At 72.0% G+C, this 22084-nt stretch carries 23 protein-coding genes; 12 read left to right on the top strand and 11 right to left on the bottom strand.

Translation table 11 applies throughout. The features are described 5' to 3' along the window. Positions 1 to 15 precede the first annotated feature (15 nt). The 5 genes from PKE84_RS01775 to pdhA are packed head-to-tail and all read right to left on the bottom strand — an operon-like array spanning position 16 to position 4644. Positions 16 to 981: a DMT family transporter gene (locus PKE84_RS01775; protein ID WP_271175474.1), complete on the bottom strand. Its 966-nt coding sequence runs from the start codon at positions 979 to 981 to the stop codon at positions 16 to 18. 22 nt (positions 982 to 1003) lie between these two features. Then, positions 1004 to 1135 (bottom strand): hypothetical protein, encoded by a 132-nt coding sequence (locus tag PKE84_RS01780; protein WP_271175475.1) that lies wholly within the window; start codon positions 1133 to 1135, stop codon positions 1004 to 1006. A 16-nt stretch (positions 1136 to 1151) separates the two neighbouring features. Continuing rightward, positions 1152 to 2531, bottom strand: a complete 1380-nt coding sequence (locus PKE84_RS01785) for a dihydrolipoamide acetyltransferase family protein (protein WP_271175476.1) — start codon at positions 2529 to 2531, stop codon at positions 1152 to 1154. Next, the gene (locus PKE84_RS01790) at positions 2528 to 3571 is read right to left on the bottom strand and encodes an alpha-ketoacid dehydrogenase subunit beta (RefSeq protein WP_271175477.1); all 1044 of its coding nucleotides are present in this window, start codon (positions 3569 to 3571) and stop codon (positions 2528 to 2530) included. The genes PKE84_RS01785 and PKE84_RS01790 overlap by 4 nt, the downstream gene beginning before the upstream one ends. Continuing rightward, complete coding sequence (pdhA, locus tag PKE84_RS01795) at positions 3568 to 4644, bottom strand: pyruvate dehydrogenase (acetyl-transferring) E1 component subunit alpha (RefSeq protein WP_271175478.1); 1077 nt, start codon at positions 4642 to 4644, stop codon at positions 3568 to 3570. The genes PKE84_RS01790 and pdhA overlap by 4 nt, the downstream gene beginning before the upstream one ends. Positions 4645 to 4793: 149 nt before the next feature. Between pdhA and PKE84_RS01800 the strand changes: the two genes are divergently transcribed. From PKE84_RS01800 to PKE84_RS01815, 4 genes are all read left to right on the top strand, one after another. Further along, on the top strand, positions 4794 to 5222 hold the full coding sequence (locus PKE84_RS01800; RefSeq protein ID WP_271175479.1) for an Lrp/AsnC family transcriptional regulator: 429 nt from the start codon (positions 4794 to 4796) through the stop codon (positions 5220 to 5222). A gap of 144 nt (positions 5223 to 5366) precedes the next feature. Further along, positions 5367 to 6551: a thiolase family protein gene (locus PKE84_RS01805; protein ID WP_271175480.1), complete on the top strand. Its 1185-nt coding sequence runs from the start codon at positions 5367 to 5369 to the stop codon at positions 6549 to 6551. Continuing rightward, positions 6548 to 7300, top strand: a complete 753-nt coding sequence (locus tag PKE84_RS01810) for an enoyl-CoA hydratase/isomerase family protein (protein ID WP_271175481.1) — start codon at positions 6548 to 6550, stop codon at positions 7298 to 7300. Before PKE84_RS01805 ends, PKE84_RS01810 begins: the two co-directional genes overlap by 4 nt. Further along, positions 7297 to 8208 carry a 3-hydroxyacyl-CoA dehydrogenase family protein gene (locus PKE84_RS01815; RefSeq protein ID WP_271175482.1) on the top strand — a complete coding sequence of 304 codons (912 nt, stop codon included), beginning with the start codon at positions 7297 to 7299 and terminating at the stop codon, positions 8206 to 8208. The genes PKE84_RS01810 and PKE84_RS01815 overlap by 4 nt, the downstream gene beginning before the upstream one ends. Here the strand turns inward: PKE84_RS01815 and PKE84_RS01820 are convergent. Continuing rightward, entirely contained in the window at positions 8183 to 8584 is a 402-nt protein-coding gene (locus tag PKE84_RS01820) for a PaaI family thioesterase (RefSeq protein WP_271175483.1), read from the bottom strand. The two genes, PKE84_RS01815 and PKE84_RS01820, sit on opposite strands and share 26 nt — an antisense overlap. Positions 8585 to 8622: 38 nt before the next feature. On the opposite strand from PKE84_RS01820, the gene paaZ reads away from it, so the two are divergent. Beyond that, positions 8623 to 10689 carry a phenylacetic acid degradation bifunctional protein PaaZ gene (gene paaZ, locus PKE84_RS01825; protein WP_271175484.1) on the top strand — a complete coding sequence of 689 codons (2067 nt, stop codon included), beginning with the start codon at positions 8623 to 8625 and terminating at the stop codon, positions 10687 to 10689. Between the two features lie 80 nt (positions 10690 to 10769). Here the strand turns inward: paaZ and PKE84_RS01830 are convergent, their stop codons facing one another. Then, on the bottom strand, positions 10770 to 11366 hold the full coding sequence (locus PKE84_RS01830; protein WP_271175485.1) for a TetR/AcrR family transcriptional regulator: 597 nt from the start codon (positions 11364 to 11366) through the stop codon (positions 10770 to 10772). Positions 11367 to 11440: 74 nt separating this feature from the next. Between PKE84_RS01830 and paaA the strand changes: the two genes are divergently transcribed. Genes paaA through PKE84_RS01860 form a run of 6 tightly spaced genes read left to right on the top strand, consistent with a single transcriptional unit; the run spans position 11441 to position 15953 of the window. Beyond that, positions 11441 to 12439 (top strand): 1,2-phenylacetyl-CoA epoxidase subunit PaaA, encoded by a 999-nt coding sequence (paaA, locus tag PKE84_RS01835; protein WP_271175486.1) that lies wholly within the window; start codon positions 11441 to 11443, stop codon positions 12437 to 12439. Next, positions 12439 to 12753 carry a 1,2-phenylacetyl-CoA epoxidase subunit PaaB gene (paaB, locus tag PKE84_RS01840; protein ID WP_271175487.1) on the top strand — a complete coding sequence of 105 codons (315 nt, stop codon included), beginning with the start codon at positions 12439 to 12441 and terminating at the stop codon, positions 12751 to 12753. Before paaA ends, paaB begins: the two co-directional genes overlap by 1 nt. Then, on the top strand, positions 12750 to 13577 hold the full coding sequence (gene paaC / locus PKE84_RS01845) for a 1,2-phenylacetyl-CoA epoxidase subunit PaaC (protein WP_373877101.1): 828 nt from the start codon (positions 12750 to 12752) through the stop codon (positions 13575 to 13577). Before paaB ends, paaC begins: the two co-directional genes overlap by 4 nt. Then, a complete protein-coding gene (paaD, locus tag PKE84_RS01850) occupies positions 13574 to 14086 on the top strand; it encodes a 1,2-phenylacetyl-CoA epoxidase subunit PaaD (protein WP_271175488.1) in 513 nt (170 codons plus the stop codon). The genes paaC and paaD overlap by 4 nt, the downstream gene beginning before the upstream one ends. Then, positions 14086 to 15174, top strand: a complete 1089-nt coding sequence (gene paaE, locus PKE84_RS01855) for a 1,2-phenylacetyl-CoA epoxidase subunit PaaE (protein ID WP_271175489.1) — start codon at positions 14086 to 14088, stop codon at positions 15172 to 15174. The genes paaD and paaE overlap by 1 nt, the downstream gene beginning before the upstream one ends. A gap of 8 nt (positions 15175 to 15182) precedes the next feature. Continuing rightward, positions 15183 to 15953 carry an enoyl-CoA hydratase/isomerase family protein gene (locus PKE84_RS01860; RefSeq protein ID WP_271175490.1) on the top strand — a complete coding sequence of 257 codons (771 nt, stop codon included), beginning with the start codon at positions 15183 to 15185 and terminating at the stop codon, positions 15951 to 15953. A 193-nt stretch (positions 15954 to 16146) separates the two neighbouring features. Here PKE84_RS01860 and PKE84_RS01865 read toward each other — a convergent pair whose 3' ends face one another. From PKE84_RS01865 to PKE84_RS01875, 3 genes are all read right to left on the bottom strand, one after another. Beyond that, entirely contained in the window at positions 16147 to 17139 is a 993-nt protein-coding gene (locus PKE84_RS01865; RefSeq protein WP_271175491.1) for a hypothetical protein, read from the bottom strand. 249 nt (positions 17140 to 17388) lie between these two features. After that, positions 17389 to 18729 (bottom strand): maltokinase N-terminal cap-like domain-containing protein, encoded by a 1341-nt coding sequence (locus tag PKE84_RS01870; RefSeq protein ID WP_271175492.1) that lies wholly within the window; start codon positions 18727 to 18729, stop codon positions 17389 to 17391. 98 nt (positions 18730 to 18827) lie between these two features. Continuing rightward, entirely contained in the window at positions 18828 to 20183 is a 1356-nt protein-coding gene (locus PKE84_RS01875; protein ID WP_271175493.1) for a M23 family metallopeptidase, read from the bottom strand. Positions 20184 to 20372: 189 nt separating this feature from the next. Between PKE84_RS01875 and lepB the strand changes: the two genes are divergently transcribed. Beyond that, entirely contained in the window at positions 20373 to 21101 is a 729-nt protein-coding gene (lepB, locus tag PKE84_RS01880; RefSeq protein WP_271175494.1) for a signal peptidase I, read from the top strand. 12 nt (positions 21102 to 21113) lie between these two features. On the opposite strand, the gene PKE84_RS01885 is transcribed toward lepB, so the two are convergent. Beyond that, positions 21114 to 22055 carry a siderophore-interacting protein gene (locus PKE84_RS01885; protein WP_271175495.1) on the bottom strand — a complete coding sequence of 314 codons (942 nt, stop codon included), beginning with the start codon at positions 22053 to 22055 and terminating at the stop codon, positions 21114 to 21116. Between the last annotated feature and the right edge of the window lie 29 nt (positions 22056 to 22084).

A 22084-nucleotide genomic window follows, 5' to 3' on the forward strand; every position in this document is an offset into this window, starting at 1 on the left:
CGGGGACACGGCGCCCTACCCCTCGGTGGACGCCACCGGCCGCTTCCACCGGATGCTCGCGACCGCGACCGCGACGAGGGCCAGCAGCGTCCCCGCGACCGTCGACCAGGCCACCGGATGCGCGTCCGCCGGCGCCACCACGTCGAGCAGCAGCGCCGCCAGCAGCTGGCCGGCCACCGTGGCGAGGCCGAGCACCAGCACCCCGGTCACGCGCACCAGGAGCGCCGAGCCCCCGATGAAGATGCAGCCGATCGCGCCGCCGAGGTAGAGCCAGGGTGCGGTCGGCAGGGAGGTCGGCCATCCCACGATCGCCGAGTGCACCGCCATGAGCACGAGCAGCACGGCGGTCCCGACGAGGAAGTTGAGGAACGTCGCGGTCAGCGCGCTGCCGGACGAGACGCGCACGCGCCCGTTGACCGCCTGCTGCCAGCCGAGCCCGAGCCCCGCGATCAGCGGCAGCACGAGCATCCAGAGCGGGACCGAGCCGCTCAGCTGCGCCGAGACGGCCCAGGTGACGGCGATCAGGGCGAGGACGGCGCCGACCACCCTCGAAGCGGTGAGCAGGCGCTTGCCGCCGGGGCCGAGACCGATCCGGTCGAAGACGAGGCCGCTGACCGTCTGGCCGGCGACGATCGCCACCGTGAAGAGGGCCACGCCGAGCACGGCGGCCGTCAGTCCCTGCGAGAGCACCAGGAACGCACCGGCCGCGCCGCCGCAGACGTACCACCAGCGCAGTTCGCCGTCGCGGAGGGCTGTGCGCACGCGCCCCAGCCCGCGCCGGCCGGCCGGAGCGAACGCCAGCGCGATCACCAGGATGACCAGGCCGGAGCCGAAGGAGATCAGCGCGGCCGTGAAGCCGTCGCCGAGCTGCCGGCCGAGCTCGCCGTTGATGCGGGACTGCACCGCGACCAGGGCGCCGCACAGCACCAGGGCGACGATCGCGACCCAGACGGGAAGATGGGGCTTGGGCGGCGTGTTCACCACCCAAGCCTACGGGCCGCGGTCAGGGGGCCGGTGCCTCGCCGTCGGTCGGCTCCGGCTGGGGCAGCCAGTCGATGTTCTCCTCGGGTGCCACGAGCTTCTCGTCGCTCAGGTCGTGGTCGTCGTCGGTCTCGGAGGGCTTCTTGTCGGTCATGCGCCTCAGGGTACGCTCACGCCGGCGGCGCGTCGGCGAGCAACGCGAGGGGCGACTCGACGGCGTCGGCGACCTCGCGCAGCATCCCGGCTGCGACGCCGCCGTCGGTGACGCGGTGGTCGAAGACAAGGGACAGCTGGGCGATCCGGCGCGGCACGACAGCGCCGTCGACGACCCACGGACGCTCGATCATCCGGCCGATCCCGAGGATGGCGACCTCCGGGTGGTTGATGATCGCGGCGCTGCCGTCGACACCGAGGCTCCCGTAGTTGTTGATCGTGAACGTGGAGCCGGTGAGCTCGGCCGGGGCGAGCGATCCCTCCCGTGCCTGCCGGGTGAGGCGGTCGAAGGCGGCGTCGAGCTCGCGGATGGTCATCCGGTCTGCGCGGCGCACCACCGGAACGACCAGCCCGCGTGGCGAGTCGACGGCGAACCCGAGGTTGACGCCCTCGAAGGTCTCGAGCCCGTCGCCGGATGCGGTCACCCGGCCGGCGAGTTCTGGGCGCCTGGCGAGCGCGGCCAGCGTGAAGCGGGCGACGAACGACAGCAGCGACGGCGTGCGGTCCCCCAGCCGGATGCGCTTGCGCGCGTCCCACAGCTCGGTCGCGTCCACGTCGACCCACACGGTCGCCTCGGGGATCTCGGAGCGGCTGCGCGTCATGTTCGCGGCCACCGTGCGGCGGAACAGGCTGAACGGGGTCGTCGCCGCGATGGCGAGGCCGGTGCGCGAGTCGGCCGGAGCGCCGTCCGCAGGCGCGGAAGTGGGTGCGGAGGCGGGCTCGGTGCCCGGCATCGCCGGCTCGGCCTGGGTCGCGAACGCCTGCTCGACGTCGCGGCGGGTGACGACGCCGCCGTCGCCGGTGGGACGGATCGTCGACAGGTCGACGCCGTGCGTCCGTGCCAGGGTGCGCACGACGGGTGAGATGACGGGCACGATCCCGGTGACCGGCGCGGCCGCTGCGGCCGGCGCGGTCGCTGCGGCCGGCGCGGCCGGCGCGGCCGTGACCGTGGACGCGCGGCCCCGGCGGCGGCGCGCAGAATGCTGGATGTCCGACGTGCCGTAGCCGACGAGCACGTGACCGGAGCCCGAGCCGGCAGCGGCGGGCGCAGCCGCATCCGGTTCGCTGCTCTGGGCGGGAGCCGCCGCATCGTCGGCCGGCTCGCGCACCTCGATGAACGGCGCGCCGACATCCAGCGTGTCGCCCTCCTCGCCGTGCAGCTTCTCGATCACGCCGGCGTACGGCGACGGCACCTCCACGATCGACTTCGCGGTCTCGACCTCGGCGATCGGCTGGTCGATGCGCACGGTGTCGCCGATCGCGACGAGCCAGTGCACGAGCTCGGCCTCGGTGAGGCCCTCGCCGAGGTCGGGCAGCGCGAAGACGCGGGCGGTCATGCGTCTTCCCACTGCAGGTCGTCGACGGCGTCGAGGATCCGGTCGACTCCCGGCAGCGAGTACCGCTCGAGCTTCGGCGGCGCGGCCGGGATGTCGAAGCCGGTCACGCGTCGCACCGGCGCCTCAAGGTAGTGGAAGCAGCGTTCCGAGACGCGCGCCGCGATCTCCGACGCCATGCTGGCGAACCCGGGCGCCTCCGCCACGACGACCGCTCTGCCGGTCGCGCGCACGGCGTCGCACACGGTCTCGTCGTCGAACGGCACGAGACTGCGCAGGTCGATCACCTGCAGGCTGCGCCCCTCCTGCTCGGCGGCCTCGGCGGCGGCGAGCGCCACGGGCACCGACGGCCCGTAGGCGATCAGGGTGGCATCCGTGCCCTCGCGGGCGATCCGTGCGCGGCCGAGCTCGGGCAGCGGCGCGGTCACGTCGACGACGCCCGTCGACCAGTACAGCTTCTTCGGCTCGAGGAAGACGACCGGGTCGGGGAACGCGATCGCCGCCCTCAGCAGCCCGTAGGCGTCCTGCGGCGTCGCCGGGGACACGACCGTGAGCCCGGGCGTGTGCACGTAGTAGCCCTCCGAGGAGTCGGAGTGATGCTCGACGCCGCCGATGCCGCCCGCGTACGGGATGCGGATGACCATCGGCAGGCGAACGGAGCCACGGGTGCGGTTGCCCATCTTGGCCACGTGGTCGACGATCTGCTCGAACGCGGGATACGCGAAGGCGTCGAACTGCATCTCGACGACGGGGCGCATCCCGTTCATCGCCATGCCGACCGCCGTGCCGACGATGCCGGCCTCGGCGAGCGGGGTGTCGAAGCAGCGCTGCTCCCCGAACCGCGCGGTGAGGCCGTCGGTGATCCGGAAGACCCCGCCGAGCACGCCGACGTCCTCGCCGAAGACGAGCACCGACGCATCCTGCTCGAGCGCATCGGCGAGCGCGCGGTTGAGCGCCTGCGCCATGGTCATGGTGGTGGGCTGCGTCGCGGCGTCCTGCGACACGGCGTCCTGCGTCACGTTGGCATCGTGCATGAGCGTCATCGGGCGGCCTCCTCGGCGGCGAGCATGGCCGACTGCTCGCGCAGCTGCGGCGTGGGGGTGGCGTAGACGAATGCGAAGAGGTCGTCCGGATGCGGTACGGCGTCGGCGTTGATCGCCGCGCGCAGGTCGGTGGCGACCCGCTCGGCCTGGGCGTGGAAGGCGGCGTCGTCGCCCTCGCTCAACGCGCCCTGCGCCGTGAGCCAGGTTCGGAGGCGCACCAGCGGGTCGCGCTCGAGCCACGGCCGCACCTCTTCGTCGCTGCGGTAGCGGGTGGCGTCGTCGGCGTTGGTGTGGGACTGCATCCGGTAGGTGATGGCCTCGATCAGGGCCGGCCCTCCCCCGCCGTGCGCGTTCTCGACGGCCTCGCCGAGCACGGCGAGCAGAGCGGCGAGGTCGTTGCCGTCGACCTGGCGGCCGGGTATCCCGTAACCGATCGCTTTGTGCGCGATCGACGGGGCGGCCGTCTGCCTGCTCAGCGGCACCGAGATGGCGTAGCCGTTGTTCTGCACGAGGAAGACCACGGGAACGTGGAAGACGGCGGCGAAGTTGAGCGCCTCGTGAAAGTCGCCCTCGCTGGTCGCTCCGTCGCCGCAGAGGGCGACGACGACGGTGTCCTCACCCCGGAGTTTCGCGGCGTGAGCGAAACCGACGGCGTGCAGCAGCTGCGTGGCCAGGGGGGTGGCCTGCGGGGCGATTCGGTGCTCGCGCGGGTCGTAGCCGGAGTGCCAGTCCCCGCGCAGCAGCAGGAAGGCCTCGAACGGATCGACGCCCCGGGTGATCACGGCGACGGTGTCGCGGTAGGTCGGGAACAGCCAGTCCTCCGCGCCCAGCACCAGCGCGGCGGCGACCTGACAGGCCTCCTGGCCGTGCGACGACGGGTAGACGGCGAGCTTTCCCTGCCGCACCAGCGCGTTGGCCTGGTCGTTGATGCGGCGGCCGACCACGAGATGGCGATAGCCGTCGGTCAGACGCTCGACGGACGGGGTGGGGTACTGCTCGTCCGGGTGGGACGAGCCGTCCTGTTCGATGAGCCGCACGGGGGTGTCGCGCGGCAGCAGATCGTGGGCGTGCATCCGTTCTCCTTTGAAAGACGTCGCTCCCTCTCAGGATGACTTCGCTGGACCGCGTGCGCCATCTGTCGGCGGATATCGAGACGGATGCTGTCGTCGGGGCGATTTCGATGGCAGACTGTCTCGCATCGAACCCGATGGAGGGCCGCCGCATGGACGAAATCGACTCCCGCATCGTCGATGCCCTGCGCGCGGACGGGCGGGCGTCGATCACGGCGGTCGCCGATGCGGCGCACGTCTCCCGCGCGAACGCCTACACGAGGCTCGCGCGCCTGCTCGATGAGGGCGTGATCACCGGATTCACGGCCAAGGTCGACCCGGCGCGCTCCGGGCGCGGTTCCTCGGCCTACGTGACGATGCGCGTGGAGCAGTCGTCGTGGCACGAGCTGCGCGACCGGCTGCGGTCGATCCCCGAGGTGGAGCATTTCGCGCTCGTCGGCGGCGACTTCGACGTGATCCTGCTCGTGCGCGCCCGCGACAACGAAGACCTGCGACGCGTGGTGCTGGAGGAGCTCCCCGCCATCCCGTCGGTGCGCGACACGAAGACGTCGCTGATCTTCGAGGACCACGACACACGTTGAGTTGTGGCCGGGCGGCGCGTCTGCGAGGATTACTTGCTGAACGTTCGGTCGGTAAATACGATCGGCAGCGACGCCGCGAAAGCAGCGACAGCAGCGACAGCGCGAAGCAGTGAAGCAACGACGACGACGTCGGGAGAAGATGCGATGGCCGAGGCCTACCTGGTGGGCGGTGTCCGCACGGCCGTCGGCCGGTACGGCGGTGCGCTCTCCGGCATCCGGCCCGACGATCTGGCCGCCCTCGTCGTCGGCGAGGCCGTGCGTCGCGCGAACGTCGACCCCCTCCTGCTCGACGAGGTGATCCTCGGCGCCGCCAATCAGGCGGGCGAGGACAACCGCAACGTCGCCCGCATGGCCGCGCTGCTCGCCGGCCTGCCCGACTCCGTGCCCGGGGTGACCGTCAACCGGCTGTGCGCCTCCGGCCTGTCGGCCGTGACGATGGCCGCGCAGAGCATCCGGGCCGGCGATGCCGATCTGGTCGTCGCCGGCGGGGTCGAGTCGATGACCCGCGCTCCGTGGGTGCAGGCGAAGCCGGAGAAGGCGTTCGCGAAGCCGGGTGCGCAGTTCGACACCTCCATCGGCTGGCGCTTCACCAACCCCCGGATGCTCGCCCGCGACAAGGCCACGTACTCGATGCCGGAGACGGCGGAGGAGGTCGCCAGGCTCGATGGGATCAGCAGAGCGGATGCCGACGCCTTCGCCCTCGGGAGCCACCGGCGGGCCGCCGCCGCGACGGACGGCGGGCGCTTCGCCGACGAGATCGTCCCCGTGGCGACGAAGGGCGGCGGGTTCGGCGTCGACGAGGGCATCCGGCGGGACACCAGCCTGGAGGCGCTGGCAGCGCTGCGGCCCGTCGTCGCCGGCGGCGAAGTGGTGACGGCCGGCAACTCCTCCCCGCTCAACGACGGCGCCTCCGCCGTGCTGGTGGCCAGCGCCGCCGCGGTCAAGCGGTACGGCCTGACACCGCGCGCCCGTGTCGTGGTCGGCGCCAGCGTCGGGCTCGCGCCCGAGATCATGGGGCTCGGCCCGGTGCCCGCGACGCAGAAGGCACTCGGACGCACCGGCATCACCCTCGATGACATCGGCAGTATCGAACTGAACGAGGCGTTCGCGAGCCAGGCACTGGCGTGCATCCGGAGGCTGGGTCTCGTCGAGGAGCGCGTCAACGCCGACGGCGGTGCCATCGCGCTCGGGCACGCGCTCGGCTCGAGCGGGGCGCGCATCCTGGTCACGCTGCTGGGCCGGATGGAACGCGAGGACTCCCGCTACGGGCTCGCCACGATGTGCGTCGGGGTCGGCCAGGGCTCGGCGCTCATCCTGGAGCGGCCATGACGGCGCACGACGGCGGGCCGCTGCTGATCGAGGAGTTCCCCGACCGTGTCGTCGCCACGCTCAACCGGCCGGATGCCCGCAACGCGATCGACCAGCGCATGGTGGACGAGCTGCACGCGCTCTGCGCCGCGCTGGAGCGGGCGCCGCGCATCCTGATCATCACGGGCGCCGACGGCGTCTTCGCGTCGGGCGCGGACATCGCCGAGCTGAGGGAACGACGGGCGGCGGACGCCCGCCTCGGCATCAACGCGGCGATCTTCAGCCGGGTGACCGCGCTGCCCATGCCCGTGATCGCCGCCCTCGACGGCTACGCGCTCGGCGGGGGCGCCGAACTCGCCTACGCGGCCGACTTCCGCATCGCCACCCCGCGCCTGCGCATCGGCAACCCGGAGACGGGACTCGGGATCATCGCCGCGGCCGGAGCCCTGTGGCGGCTGCCCGAGCTGGTCGGCGAGCCGCTCGCCGCCGAGATCGTGCTGGCGGGACGCATCCTGAACGGCGAAGAGGCGCTCGCGGTGCGGCTCGTCACCGAGCTGCACGACCCCGCCGACCTGCTGCCGGCCGCGCACGCGCTCGCCGACCGGATCGCCGCCAACGATCCGCTGGCGACCCGGTACACGAAGGCGGTGCTGCACGCGGGCCGCGCCGAGCATCCGGCAGCCGAGCGGGAGGCGCAGGCCGTGCTGTTCGAGTCGCCGGAGAAGCAGCGACGGATGACCGACTTCCTCGAGAAACGGCGACGACGGTGAGCGCGGAGCAGACCGAGACGACGGGCGGCCACGCCGGTGCGGACGTACCGGCGATCGTCGGAGTGATCGGCGGCGGCCGGATGGGCGCCGGGATCGCGCACGCCTTTCTGATGGCGGGTTCCCGGGTGACCGTGCTCGAGCGGGACGAAGCCGCGGCGAGCGCCGCGCGCAGTCGCGTGCTGGCGACGGTGGCGGCGAGCGTGCAACGGGGCGCCCCTGAACCGCCGGCCGGCCGCCTCACCGTCACGACGGACGTAGCGGAGCTCGAGGACGCTCGCCTGGCGATCGAAGCCGTGCCGGAGGACCGCGGACTCAAGGTCGCGGCCCTGCGCCGCGTCGAACGCGTCGTCGCCGCCGACGCGGTACTGGCCACCAACACGTCGTCCATCTCGATCGACGAACTCGCGACCGGCATCGGCCGCCCCGGCGGGTTCGTCGGGATGCACTTCTTCAACCCGGTCCCCTCGTCGGCCCTGGTCGAGGTCGTGATCGGCTCGGCCACCTCCCCGGCGGTCGTGACCACCGCCGAGACATGGGTGCGGGCGCTCGGCAAGACGCCGGTGACCGTCACCGACTCCCCCGGGTTCGCCTCGTCACGCCTCGGCGTGCTCCTCGGCCTCGAGGCGATCCGGATGCTCGAGGAGGGCGTCGCGACCGCCGAGGACATCGACGCCGCGATGGTGCTCGGCTACAAGCATCCGGTCGGCCCGCTGATGCTGACGGACCTCGTCGGGCTCGACGTGCGGCTCGGCATCGCGGAGTACCTGAGCGAGCACCTCGGCGCCCGCTTCGAGCCGCCTGAGCTGCTGCGCCGGATGGTCGCCGACGGCGCCCTCGGACGCAAATCCGGCCGGGGGTTCTACGAGTGGGCGGGGACGACGCCTAGCGACCAGGAGCGTCGACGATGAGGTTGGTGATGCGCGCGGTGCAGAGGCGGTTGCCCTCGTCGTCGGTCACCACGATCTCGTGCGAGGCGATGGTGCGCCCGAGCCGGATGGCGGTGGCGACGCCGGTGACGGTGCCGCTGCGCACGGACCGGTGGTGCGTCGCGTTGATGTCGAGTCCCACCGCCGAGCGGCCCGGCCCGGCGTGGATCACCGCCGCCCAGGAGCCGAGCGCCTCGGCGAACGCGACGGACGCCCCGCCGTGCAGCAGGCCGAACGACTGGCGGTTGCCCTCGACCGGCATGGTCGCCACGACCCGTTCCGCCGACTGCTCCAGGATGCGGACGCCCATCTTCACGTCGAGCTCGCCGAGCTCGATCGTCCAGTCACCATCGGCCATGGGCACAGCATACCCAGCCGCTTTCGAGGAGGTCCCCCATGAGTGAGCCCGGCATCCTGCCCAGTTTCGTGAAGGGCGCGTGGTGGACGCCCGACGGCGCGGAGGCGGGAGCCGCGCTGGTGACGGACGCCTCGACCGGCGCCCCGATCGCCCGGGTGGGCACCGAGGGCATCGACCTCGCCGGCGCCCTCGACTACGCGCGGACCGTCGGTCAGCGGTCCCTCGGAGCCCTGACCTTCCACCAGCGCGCGGTGCTGCTGAAGCAGCTCGCGCAGGCGCTCACCGAGCGCAAGGCCGAGCTGTACGAGCTGTCGAGCCGTGCCGGGGCGACGAAGGCGGATTCCTGGGTCGACATCGACGGCGGTCTCGGCGTGCTCTTCACGTATTCGTCCAAGGGCCGGCGCGAACTGCCGAATGCGCAGGTGTACCTCGACGGCGCCGCCGAGACGCTCTCGAAGGACGGCTCCTTCCTCGGCCGGCACATCTTCACCCGACTGCCGGGCGTCGCGGTGCAGATCAATGCCTTCAACTTCCCGGTGTGGGGCGCGCTCGAGAAGTTCGCGCCGGCGTTCCTGGCGGGCATGCCCACGCTGGTCAAGCCGGCGACGCCGACCGCGTTCCTCGCCGAAGCGATGGTGCGCGTGATGCTCGAGAGCGGGCTGCTGCCCGAGGGCTCGCTGCAGCTGGTCTCCGGGCCGGTGCCCGGCCTGTTCGACCTGCTGCGGCTCGGCGACCTGGTCGCCTTCACGGGCTCGGCGTCGACGGCCGAGAAGCTGCGCGCGAACGACTCGGTGCAGACCGGCGGGGTGCGGTTCACCAGCGAGACCGACTCGATCAACGCCTCGGTACTCGGGCCGGATGCGGTGACGGGCACGCCGGAGTTCGACGCGTACGTGAAGCAGCTGGTCACCGAGCTGACCGCGAAGGCCGGGCAGAAGTGCACCGCCATCCGGCGCGCGATCGTGCCGGAGGCGCTGATCGGCGATCTGATCGCCGCCGTGCGCGCCCGCATCGAGGAGCGCGTGGTGATCGGCGACCCGCGCGCCGAGGGCGTGACGATGGGACCGCTGGTCTCAGCCGCCCAGCGCACCGAGGTGCTGCGCCAGGTCGGGCGGCTCGTCGAGGGCGGCGGCGAGCTCGTGCTCGGCGGCCTCGGTCAGCCGACGATCGTACGGGCCGACGGCTCCCGCGGGGCCGCCCCGGAGGGCGCGTTCGTCGAGCCGATCCTGCTGCACTTCCCCGACGCGACGGCCGAGGCGGTGCACACGGTCGAGGCGTTCGGGCCGGTGGCGAGCATCCTGGGCTACACGACGACGGCGGAGGCCGCGCGCCTGGTGGCGCTCGGCGGCGGTTCGCTGGTGACGAGCGTGGCGACGCACGACCCGGAGGTCGCGCGCGAGCTCGTCACGGGGATCGCGGCGTACAACGGCCGCGTGCTGCTGCTCGACCGCGACGACGCCAGGACCTCCACCGGACACGGCTCGCCGGTGCCGCACCTCGTGCACGGCGGGCCCGGGCGCGCCGGCGGCGGGGAGGAGCTCGGCGGCATCCGGGCCGTGCTGCACCACATGCAGCGCACCGCGATCCAGGGCACCCCCGACATGCTGACCGCGATCACCGGGGTGTGGCATCCGGGCGCTGCCGCCTCGGCCGAGGGGCCGCACCCGTTCCGGCGGTCGCTGGCGGAGCTGACGATCGGCGACCAGGTGCGGTCGGCATCGCGCGCGGTGACGCTCGACGACATCGAGACGTTCGCGGCGTTCACCGGCGACACGTTCTACGCGCACATGGACGAGGAGGCCGCGGCGGCCAATCCGTTCTTCCCCGGACGCGTTGCGCACGGATACCTGCTGGTGTCGTGGGCGGCCGGGCTGTTCGTGGATCCCGCTCCGGGGCCGGTGCTCGCCAACTACGGGCTCGAGAACCTGCGGTTCGTGACGCCCGTGTCGCCTGGCGACAGCATCCGGGTAGCGCTCACGGCCAAGCAGATCACGCCGCGCGAGACGGACGACTACGGCGAGGTGCGCTGGGACGCGCTGATCACGAACCAGCGCGACGAGACGGTCGCGACCTACGACGTGCTCACGCTCGTCGCCAAGCACTAGCTGTAGCTTTCGTTGAGGGGCGGCAAACGCAGCCAAAACCGCGGTTTTGGGTGCGTTTGCCGCCCCTCAACGGAAGCGGGTCAGGGGGTGCGGAGGCCTGTGAAGGCGATGGTGAGGAGGTCGTCGGCGAGCTGCTGGGGGGTCTCGGGGCCGTCGGGGCGGTACCACTCCACGATTGAGTTGATCATGCCGAACAGCAGGCGGGCCACGATGCCGGGGTCGACGTCGGCGCGCAGGGAACCCTCGTCGCGGGCCTGAACGACGAGCTCGGCGACGGCCCGGTCGAACGCACGCCGGCGGGCGAGCGCCGCCCGCTCGATCTCGGTGTTGCCGCGCACCCGCAGCAGCAGCGTGACGTAGGGCACCTTGTCCGTGAGCACCGCGACCGCGCCGCGCAGCACCGAGGCCAGCCGGTCGGCGGCGCTGCCGGTCGTCGCACCGGATGCCGCGAGCACGCCCTCGAGGTCGCCGAGGGCCTCGTCGAGCGCGAGCGCCAGCAGCTCGTCCTTCGACGACACGTGGTGGTAGATCGCCGACTTGGAGAGCCCGAGCCGTTCGGCGAGCATCCCGATCGAGGTGGCGTCGTAGCCGTACTCGTTGAAGGCCGTCACGGCGACCTCGAGGATGCCGCGCTGGTCGTAGCCGGGGCGGCCGCGGCGAAGTGCGGTCTCGGTCATCCGCCTAGTGTGGCATGCGCTCGACCCACTGGCATATACTAAACGAACGATCAGTCAGTAATTCGGGAGTGTCAATGACGACGACCCAGCAGGACACGGGGCAGCACGCAGAGCACGACGCACGCCTGGACGCCGAGGAGGCGGCCGGCCGGGAGCGATTCGACGACCTCATCGCCGCCGACTCGCGCGTCGAGCCCCGCGACTGGATGCCCGACGACTACCGCCGCACGCTCATCCGGCAGATGTCGCAGCATGCGAACTCCGAGATCATCGGCATGCAGCCGGAGGCGAACTGGATCACCCGCGCCCCGAGCCTCAAGCGCAAGGCCATCCTGATGGCCAAGGTGCAGGACGAGGCCGGGCACGGGCTGTACCTCTATTCCGCCACCCAGACCCTCGGGATCACGCGCGACGAGATGACCGAGCAGCTCATCGCCGGCAAGGCGCGCTACTCCTCGATCTTCAACTACCCCACGGTCAGCTGGGCCGACATGGGAGCGATCGGCTGGCTCGTCGACGGCGCCGCGATCTGCAACCAGGTCCCCCTGTGCCGGGCGTCGTATGCGCCGTACGGCCGCGCGATGGTGCGCATCTGTAAAGAGGAGTCGTTCCACCAGCGGCAGGGCTTCGAGATCCTGCTCTCGCTGATGCGCGGAACGACCGCCCAGCAGCAGCTGGCCCAGGATGCGGTGAACCGCTGGTACTGGCCGTCGCTGATGATGTTCGGCCCGCCCGACGACGACTCCCCCAACTCCGCCCGCTCGATGGCGTGGAAGATCAAGCGCTTCTCGAACGACGAGCTGCGCCAGCGCTTCGTCGGGATGCTCGTGCCGCAGGCCGAGGTGCTCGGCGTCACGCTCCCCGACCCCGACCTGCGCTGGAACGAGGAGCGCCAGGCGTACGACCTCGGACCGATCGACTGGACCGAGTTCAACGAGGTGCTCTCCGGGCGCGGTCCGTGCAACGCGCAGCGGATGCAGCGCCGGCGCGAGGCTCACGAGGACGGCCGCTGGGTGCGGGAGGCCGCGGCCGCCTACGCCGCGAAGCAATCCGGCCGAGTGGCGGCCGCCTGATGTCGGCCCCGGGGACCCCCGGCGACGCGCATCCCGAGACCTGGCCCCTCTGGGAGGTCTTCGTGCGGTCGAGCCGCGGACTCAGCCACGTGCACGTCGGCTCGCTGCACGCGCCCGACGAGACGATGGCCGTGCGCAACGCCCGCGACCTCTATACCCGGCGCAACGAGGGCGTCTCGATCTGGGTCGTGCCGTCCGACGCCATCACCGCCAGCGATCCGGATGCCAAGGGCGCCTTCTTCGAATCGCCCTCCGGCAAGAACTACCGGCACGCCACGTACTACACGGCCAGCGAAGGGGTGAAGCACTTGTGAGCGACGAGCACGGCCACGTCGAGGTCAGCACCGTGACGCTCGGCGCGGAGTACGCCGGCGACTTCGCCCCCGGCAGCGAGGTCGCGACACCGGATGTCGCGGAGTACGCCCTCTGGTTGGGCGACGACTCGCTAATCCTCGCGCAGCGACTCGGCGCGTGGATCTCGCGCGCCCCCGAGCTCGAAGAGGACGTCGCCCTCGCCAACATCGCCCTCGATCTGCTCGGGCACGCCCGCTCACTGTTGCGCTACGCGGGCACCGCCACCGGGCGCAGCGAAGACGACCTGGCGTACTGGCGCGACGAGCACGAGTTCCGGTCGGCGCACCTGTTCGAGCAGCCCAACGGCGACTTCGCGCACACCATCGTGCGGCAGTTCGGTGCGTCCCACTACCTGTTCGAGCTCTACCTCCGGCTGCGGGCCTCCACCGATCCGGTGCTCGCCGCCGTCGCCGCGAAGGCCGTCAAAGAGGTCGACTACCACCGCGACCACGCCGATCAGTGGATGCTGCGGCTGGCCCTCGGCACCGACGAGTCGCGTCGCCGCCTGCTCATCGCGCTCGACGACCTGTGGCCGACGGTGGCCGAGCTGTTCGAGGACGAGCCGCTGAACGACCGGCTCGAAGGTCTCGCACCGCGGCCGTCGACGCTGCGCGCCGCCTTCGACGATTCCATCGCGCCCGTGCTGCGCGAGTGCGAGCTGGAGACGCCATCGACGTTCGAGGCGTCCGGCGGGGGCCGTCGCGGGAACCATTCGGAGTACCTGGGCCCGCTGCTCGCGGAACTGCAGGTGCTCGCTCGGCAGCATCCGGGGGCGAGCTGGTGACCGGGGTCGCGCGCTGGAGCAGCCACAGCGCCGACGCGGTTCGCGCGTGGTCGGCCGCCGCCGCCGTCGTCGACCCGGAGGTGCCGGTGCTGACCATCGACGACCTCGGCATCCTGCGCGAGGTCACCGTCACCGACGACGGCGTGAACGTCGTCGTGACCCCCACCTACAGCGGGTGCCCGGCGATGGAGGCGATCCGCCAGGATCTGCAGCGCGCGCTCGGCGAGGCCGGCTTCGGCCCCGTGACGGTGCGCCTGGCGCTGACCCCGGCCTGGACGACCGACTGGATCAGCGACGCCGGCCGGGCCGCGCTCGAAGAGTTCGGGATCGCGCCGCCCAGCGGGGGCGCGCCGGTCATTGGCGCCGTCCGCGTGCGGATGGCCGTGAAGTGCCCGCACTGCCAGTCGCTCGACACCAGGGAGATCTCGCGGTTCGGCTCGACCTCGTGCAAGGCGCTCTACGAGTGCGCCGCATGCGGCGAGCCGTTCGACTACTTCAAGGCGTTCTGATGGCGCGCGCACGGTTCCACACGCTCGCCGTCGCCGAGGTGCGGCCGCTGACCGCGGCGAGCGTCGAGGTCACCTTCGCCGTCCCCGACGAACTGCGCGGTGCCTACGACTACCTGCCCGGCCAGCACGTCGCGCTCCGGGCGACCGTCGACGGTCACGAGCTGCGCCGCAGCTACTCGCTCTGCCGGCCGCCGACGCCGGGAAGCATCAGCGTGGCGATCAAGCGGGATCTCGGCGGCGCGTTCTCGACGTGGGCGACGTCGCAGCTGGCCGCCGGCGACCGGATCGACGTGATGAGCCCGCAGGGGACCTTCACCACCGACCTCGGCGCGCTCGACGGAAAGCACATCGTCGGCGTCGCGGCGGGCTCGGGTATCACGCCGCTGATGGCGCTGGCCCACAGCATCCTGGCCGCGTCGGACACCGCGCGATTCTCGCTCGTCTACACGAACCGCACCGCGATCGACGTGATGTTCCTCGATGAGCTCTCCGACCTGAAAGACCGCTACCCCGCGCAGCTCGCACTGCACCACGTGCTGTCGCGCGAGCAGCGCTCCGCTCCTCTCCTCTCGGGCCGCATCGACGAGGAACGGCTGCGCAGGCTGCTCGACGTGCTGATCCCACCTGCGACGGTCGACGAGTGGTTCCTCTGCGGGCCGTTCGAGCTCGTGCAGCTGTGCCGCGACGTGCTGGAGGAGCTCGGCGTCGAGCGGCCGCACATCCACTTCGAGCTGTTCACCACGGGCGAGCCCGGCCAGGTGACCGGCGACACCGGGCGTCCGGTGATCACCCACGAGGGCGACAAGACGGTCGAGATCGAGTTCTCGCTCGACGGCCAGACGTCGACGGTCACGACGCCGGTGGACGCGAACGAGTCCGTGCTGAACGCCGCGCTGCGCGTGCGGCCCGACGTGCCGTTCGCCTGCGCGGGCGGTGTCTGCGGCACCTGTCGTGCCCGGCTCGTCTCCGGCGACGTGCGGATGACCGAGAACTACGCGCTCGAGCCGGAGGAGCTGGAACGCGGCTACGTGCTCACCTGCCAATCGCATCCCGTCACCGACCGCGTGGTCGTGGACTACGACGTCTAGGAGCGCCCATGATCGACCTGCAGATCGCCGACGACATCGCCCGCGTGACCCTCGACGCGCCGGAAAAGCTCAACGCGCTCGACGCCGCGGCCCTCGGCGAGCTCGACGCCGCATATGCCGAGGCCGAGCGGGCGGGGGTACGTGCGCTCATCCTGCAGGGCACCGGCCGGGCGTTCTGCGCGGGCCGCGACATCGCCGGCGTCGACCCGGCGACCGACGACGTCTCCGGCTACCTCGACGGACTGGTGACGCCGTTGCTGCAGCGGATCAGTGCGTTCCCGGCTCCGACGTTCGCCGCCGCTCACGGTGCCTGCCTCGGCGTCGGACTCGGCCTGCTCCTGGCGACGGACGTGGTCTACGTGGCGGACACGGCCAAGATCGGCTCGCCGTTCGCCGCGCTGGGCGCGCTGCTCGACTCCGGCGGCCACTCGCTGTTCGTCTCGCGGCTCGGCAGCCACAAGACGCTCGACCTGATCTACACCGGCCGGCTCATGTCGGGCACCGAGGCGGTCGGCTCCGGCCTGTTCAGCCGGGTGCTGCCGGTGGCCGAGCTGCAGGATGCGGTGGATGCGGCGGCGAGGACGGCCGCGGCGGGCGCGACGCGCGCGTTCCTGGCGAGCAAGCAGCTGGTGCGCGCCATCCGCGACGAGCAGCTCGCGTTGTGGGATGCCGTGGCGGCGGAGAACGCGGCGCAGGCGGCGCTGCGCGACACGCTCGACTACCGGGAGGGCTTCGCGGCGTTCCAGCAGAAACGCGCGCCGCGGTTCGTCGGCGACTGACCGCCGATCCTGCTGCGGCGCGGCCACGTCCGCCGCAACTCCGGAAGATCGGGCCCGATGCGCCCCCGCCGTCCGGAGTTGTGCCCGCCACGGCGGCGCGTCGACCCGGAGTTCCGGAGTTATGCCTGCAGCCGGCCGCACCGGCTCGGGGCCGCCGCCAGCACGACGGTCCGACCAGCGCGGGCCGCCGGCATCAGAGCGCGGGCACCCGCACCGGCGCGCCCACGTGGCGCCGCATCCGGTACGCGACGATCAGCACCGCGATCACCGCAGCGACGAGCACGCACTGCTCGATCGCCGGCAACACGCCGAGCAGCAGCGCCTTCACCAGCCCGAGCCAGCAGTAGGTGAGAACGGCACCCGTCGCCAGCCCGAGCACGTCGAGGCGGAGCACCGCCGCCAGCACGGCGCCCGCGGCCAGCGGGAGCAGCAGCACGAGGCAGCCCAGCCACGGCGAGAAGTCGCGCGGCAGCCGGTCGGCCCCCACGAACAGACTGGTCGCGACGAGCCCGGTGAGCAGCGACCACCAGTACGGGCCGCGCCCACGCGGCCGCATCCGGGGCAGGCGCAGCGCGACGACGATCGCCGCCGCCGCGACCACCGCCGCGGTGAGGTACTGCCATGGCGTCCCCGCGAACCCGGGCCCGATCACCGTCGCGAACAGGATGGCCGTGCCGCCGACCACGTACAGGATGCACGCCACCACGATCCCCGGAACGCCCAGCCACCGCCCCTGCACCTGCGGCGCGACGACGCGGCGCCCGACGAGCGGACGCGGGAACAGCGCCTCTGCGATCGCGATCGGCGCGCCCATGCTCCAGATCACGTGCAGGGTCAGCACGAAGATCGTCCACGGCCCGCCGATCGCGAGGCCGGGGATGAACCCGTAGGCGAGCAGATGCTCACCGGCGAAGTCCGGGTTGAACAGGCTCTGGTCGACGAAGCCCTCCTCGATCACCCCGAAGGCGAACGCCAGCAGCAGGATGCTCGGCCAGCCGCGCCCGGTGCCGCGTGCGATCTCGCGGATGAGCACAGCGGCCGATCCGTAGAACGCCGTGTACAGCACCAGTTCGGCGATCTGCTGCCCGAGCGGGGCGGCGCCGGAGAGCCATTGGTCGCCGAGCAGGAACTCGGCCGTGATGGCGGAGAGGAGGGCCAGCGTGAGCGCGCGTCCGAGCGATTTCATGACGCCATGGTGGACCCGCGGGTCCACCGGTGACCAGCACCGCCGTCACGTTCTGTGCGTGACATCCGTCACGGGGGCGGGTAGAACTTCCGGTCTGCCTTTTGTCGAGCTTCCCTCGGCGAGACAATCTGTCCCAAGACGGCGCGCATGGGCTTCGAAAGTGTGCACGTCCCACGCGGCGCTTGCTGCACGGGTAAGGCGGCAGGCGCCGCGGTGTGCCCGCCCGCGCCCGCCCGTCCGCTCGCGCCGCTAGAGCACGCGCGCGCTCAGCAGGCGGTCGACGGCCGCCAGCGGGATCGGCAGCCACGCCGGGCGGTGGCGGGACTCGTAGGTGACCTCGTACACCGCCTTGTCCAGCTCGAACGCGTCGAGCAGGTGGGCGAAGTCGGTCACCACGCTGCCGGCGACCGAGGAGTAGCCGTCGAGATACGACGCGCGGGCGCGCACCGCCCACGCCGTCGCGTCGATCGGAGGCTCCCGGCGCGCGAGCGATCCGGCCACGTAGTCGAACGAACGCAGCATGCCGGCGACGTCCCGCAGGGTCGCATCCGGTAGAGCGCGCTCGGCGAGGGGCCGCAGCGGCTCGCCCTCGAAGTCGATGAACTGCCAGCCGCGCGCGCTCGAATGGAGCACCTGCCCGAGGTGCAGGTCGCCGTGGATGCGCTGCAGCAGCGGATGCGGCGAGTCGGCCGCGATCTCGTAGACGGCGGCGATGCCGGCCCGCGACTCCGCGATCGCCGGCACCTCGGTGCTCGCGATCGTCAATCGCTGGAACATCCCGTCGAGCGCGAGCGCAACGTCCTCGCGCACGGCCGGTTTGGTCGGCAGCACCCGGGCCAGCTGCACGTGCAGTTCGGCCGTGCCCGCGCCGAGCGCGAACGCGCGCTCCGCGAAGTCCTCAGCGTGCTCCGCCGCCGAGACGGCGAGCTCCCAGCCGTCCTCGGCCCCCGTCAAGAAGTCCTGGGCGAGAGCCAGCTCACCGGATGCCCGCCCGGGTCCGCCCGCTTCCGGCCAGCTGCCCGACACCCAGCCGCGCAGCGACGGCGTCCGCTGCGAGCCGCCCTCGGTCAACGCGGCGAGCGTGGAGACATCCGGGTTCGGGCCGTCCTGCACGACGCGGAAGACCTTGATCAGCACGAGTCCGCCGTCGTCGAGCTCGGCGACGATCGACGTGTTCGACTGCTCGCCGGTGAGCTTGCGCGACGACCGCACGACGACGGGGTCGCCGAGCCGATGTCCGCGCACCGACGCATCGGCGCTCTCGGCACGCCCGGCGCCGGCCATCATGGCCGCGAGCGCGGCGACGTAGGGTTCGTCGGCGGTGCCGTCGTAGAGATGGCGGCCTCCGGCCTCTCCGATCAGCGCGGCGGGGTCGCCGTCCCTGCTGCTTCTGGCCACGACGGGCACCTGGTAGACGCGGGGCGTGCGGGGGGCGTCATCGGCGAAGAAGTGCGTGAGCACACGGGCGCCGTCGCGCGAGGGCTCCATCTCCACGGAGGCGAGCAGCCGGAGGCGCGGTTCGACGCTCTTGGTCGAGTACCAGCGCTGGCGGCGCATCCATGACCCGATGAGCTCGGTGAGTTCGGTCATGTCTGCACCGTACGCCCCTGCCTGGGGAAACGCTTGGAGCCGCTCAGACAGTCCGTGTGGGATGACGCCCGGTGTCGTCGGCGCGAGGCGGAACCCGCTCAGCGCCGGCCGAGAACCACGCCGCGAGCGGCCATGAACGGAAGGGGATCGATCTGCAGACCGGCCACCCGCACTTCGAAATGCAGGTGGCAGCCGGTCGAGGCGCCTGTACTGCCGACGAGCGCGATGGGCTGGCCCGCCTTCACCACTTGGCCCACCGTGACGCCGATGCCCCCGTCGACGATGTGGCCGTACGCGGTCTGCACGCCATCGCCGTGATCGATGAGCACGAAGTTGCCGTACGAGCCGTTCGGGCCGGCCTCGACGACCGTCCCGGCGCTGGCGGCCACGATCGTGGTGCCGCACGACGCCCCGAGGTCGTCACCGGGGTGGAAGAGCGCGGTGCCCGCCGGCCGTGACGGACGCGGACCGAACACGTCGGTCAGCGGGGCGCGCACCGGAGCCACCCATCCCGTCGTGGTCGTCGGCGTGTTGACGAGGGAGCGGAACCCGGCGCCGGCCGCCTGCAGCACGGGGAGCGTGTCGAGCGCCTTGGTCGCCGCGGCCACATCCGCCTGCGCAGCAGTCACGGCCTGGCGTCGCCCGCCCAGGTCGATCGACGCGACCGTCCCGCTCGCGGCGCCCGCCTGATCGGTCAGGCTCGCTGCCCGCTTCGCATCCGCCGCAGCGGCCTTCAGCGCCGCCGTGCGCGAAGCGGTGAGTTTCTCGAACCGATCGACGGCACCGAGCTTGTCGAGCAGGTTGCCGCCCGTGGACAACGCGGCGCCGAGTGGTCCCTCGGTGAGCTGCCGCGAATCAGAGGAGCGGATGAGGGCCGTCGCGAACGCCGCAGAGGCCGCGGCCTTCTCGGACGCCGCCGCGGCACGGTCGGCGAGCTCCTTCGCCGCGGTCTCGGCCTGCTGCTGCTCCCGTTCGGCGGCGCGCGCCGCATCGTTGGCGGCGGTCAGCGCCTGCTGCGCGGCAGCCAGCGTGCTGGCGAGCTCGCTGGCACGTTGCACCTGTGTCGGGTCGACGAACACGCCGGTCGGCAGCTGCGGCGCGACCTCGAGCGCGACCGTGTCGACGGGGGCGGGAGCGGGCTTCGGCGTCGGCTTCGGGGCCGGTTTGTGCGTCGGCTTCGGGGTGGGCGTGGTCGTGGGAGTAGGTGTGGGCGTCGGGGTCGGCGTCTCGGTCGGGGTCGGCGTGGGTGTCGGCGTGGGCGTCGGAGTCGGCGTGGGCTCTTCCGAGGGCGTCGGTGTGGGCGTCGGCTCCTCCGAGGGAGCGGGCGACGGTGTCGGCGACGGCGTCACGGTCGGGGTCGGCGTCGGTGTCGGGGTCCCGGCGGCGAGAGCGCTCTGCTGGGTCCCGAGGGTCAGCCCCACGATCAGGAAGGCGACGGCACATGCCTGACCCACGCGGCGCGGGGTTCCGCGTCGTGAATCCATCCTGTGGCGTCCGAACGCGTTCCGCATGGTCACGCGAACCCCCCGGCTGGCGCCGTATGAGCCCGTCTCATGATGTTCTCACCGCGCCGGGGCCAGGACAAGAGCCGCGAACGAGGGTCGGATGCAGCTCACAGGGTCGACACGATACGGTGAACAGCTGTGACCGACACCACTGCCGACGCCCGCCCGCGCCGCTCTGCCAAGAGGACCTCCTGGAAGACGCTGCTGCGCGACGTCCTGGTCATCTTCGTCGTCGCCCTGCTGGCCAGCTTCCTGATCAAGACGTTCATCGCCCGGTCGTTCTACGTTCCGTCCGGTTCGATGCTGAACACGCTCCAGATCAACGACAGGATCATCGTCAACGAGCTGGAGCCGTCGGTCTTCCCGCTGCAGCGCGGCGACGTCGTCGTGTTCAAGGATCCGGGCGGCTGGCTGCCTCCCGTCGCCCCGAAACCGAGCAACCCCGTGGCCGACGCCGTCGGCGCTGTGCTCGACTTCGTGGGGCTCGGCGCCTCCGACAGCGACCAGCACCTGGTCAAGCGACTGATCGGTCTCCCGGGCGACAAGGTCAGCTGCTGCAACGCCCTCGGGCAGCTCAGTGTGAACGGCGTTCCGCTGAAGGAGCCGTACGTGCTGCTTCCCGCCGGCGTCGACTCGGTCTCTGAGAAGGAGTTCAGCGTCACGGTGCCGAAGGGCAGCGTGTGGGTGATGGGCGACAACCGGTACAACTCCGCAGACTCCCGCTATCACATGGACGATCCGGGCAAGGGCTTCGTCCCCCTGAGCGACGTCGTCGGGCGCGCGTTCGTCATCAGCTGGCCGGTGAGCCACTGGACGTGGCTGAGCAACTACCCGGACGTGTTCCGCGGAGTCGACCGCGACGAGTGACGCCCGCCGGCGCTAGTTCTCGGCGCGCCCGAGCCGCCAGTACCCCATGAACGCCACGCGTCCTCTGTCGATGCCGTTGCCGCTCACCAGCAGCCGCCGCAGCGTCTTCACCGTGCCGCATTCCCCCGCGATCCAGGCGTAGAAACCGCCGTTCACGTGCTCGGGCAGCTCCCACAGCGTCTCGAGGTCGATGTCGACCTCGGCGAGCTGCTGCGGACGGGCCGCTGCGGCGTCGGCGACGATGACCGGATGCTCGGCCACCCAACGCTCGACGGCCGGCACGAGCACGCTCCCGTTCGCACGGCCCGCGCGGTCGAGCCAGGTGATCTCGGCGTTGGCCGGAATCGCCGGGCTCAGCCGGTCCGACCCATCCGGCACCTCGATGAAGGCCCGGGCGCGCTGTCCCGCCGGCAACGTCTCGAGGATCGCCGCGATGGCAGGCGCCGCGGTCTCGTCGCCGACGAGGAGCAGGTCGGTCGCCGCGCCCGGCTGCCAGTCGATGCCCGAAGCGGAGTTGATGCTCCTGGCGTCCGGCCCGACGATCACGAGTTCGTCACCCGGCTGTGCCGCCAGCAGCCAGCGCGCCGCCGGTCCGCCGTCGCCGTGCGCGACGAAGTCGACCGTCAGCAGCCGCGCATCCGGATCGATCGCGCGCACCGTATAGGTGCGGATGGGGCTCCGCCGGTCGTCCGGGAGCCGGCGCCATCGGTCGTACCAGTCGCCCGCCGCGATTGACTCCTCATCGTCGGACGCCGACAGGCTCCCGTCGGGGGCCGGGAACATGAGCTTGATCCGCTGGTCGCGGCCGTCGGTGCCGAAGACGTCGAAGTCGGCCGACCAGAACGTCACGCGCGTGAAGTGGGGCGACAACGATTCGAGCGCGTGCACACGAGCCCGATAGGGACGGTACGACGGGCAGTCGATCTTCTCGATGGTCGTCGCGACGAGGCTCACGGGCGCACCTTCCGGGGAGTCGTTGGGGA

This window comes from Leifsonia poae (assembly GCF_027921845.1).
GTDB lineage: Bacteria > Actinomycetota > Actinomycetes > Actinomycetales > Microbacteriaceae > Leifsonia > Leifsonia poae.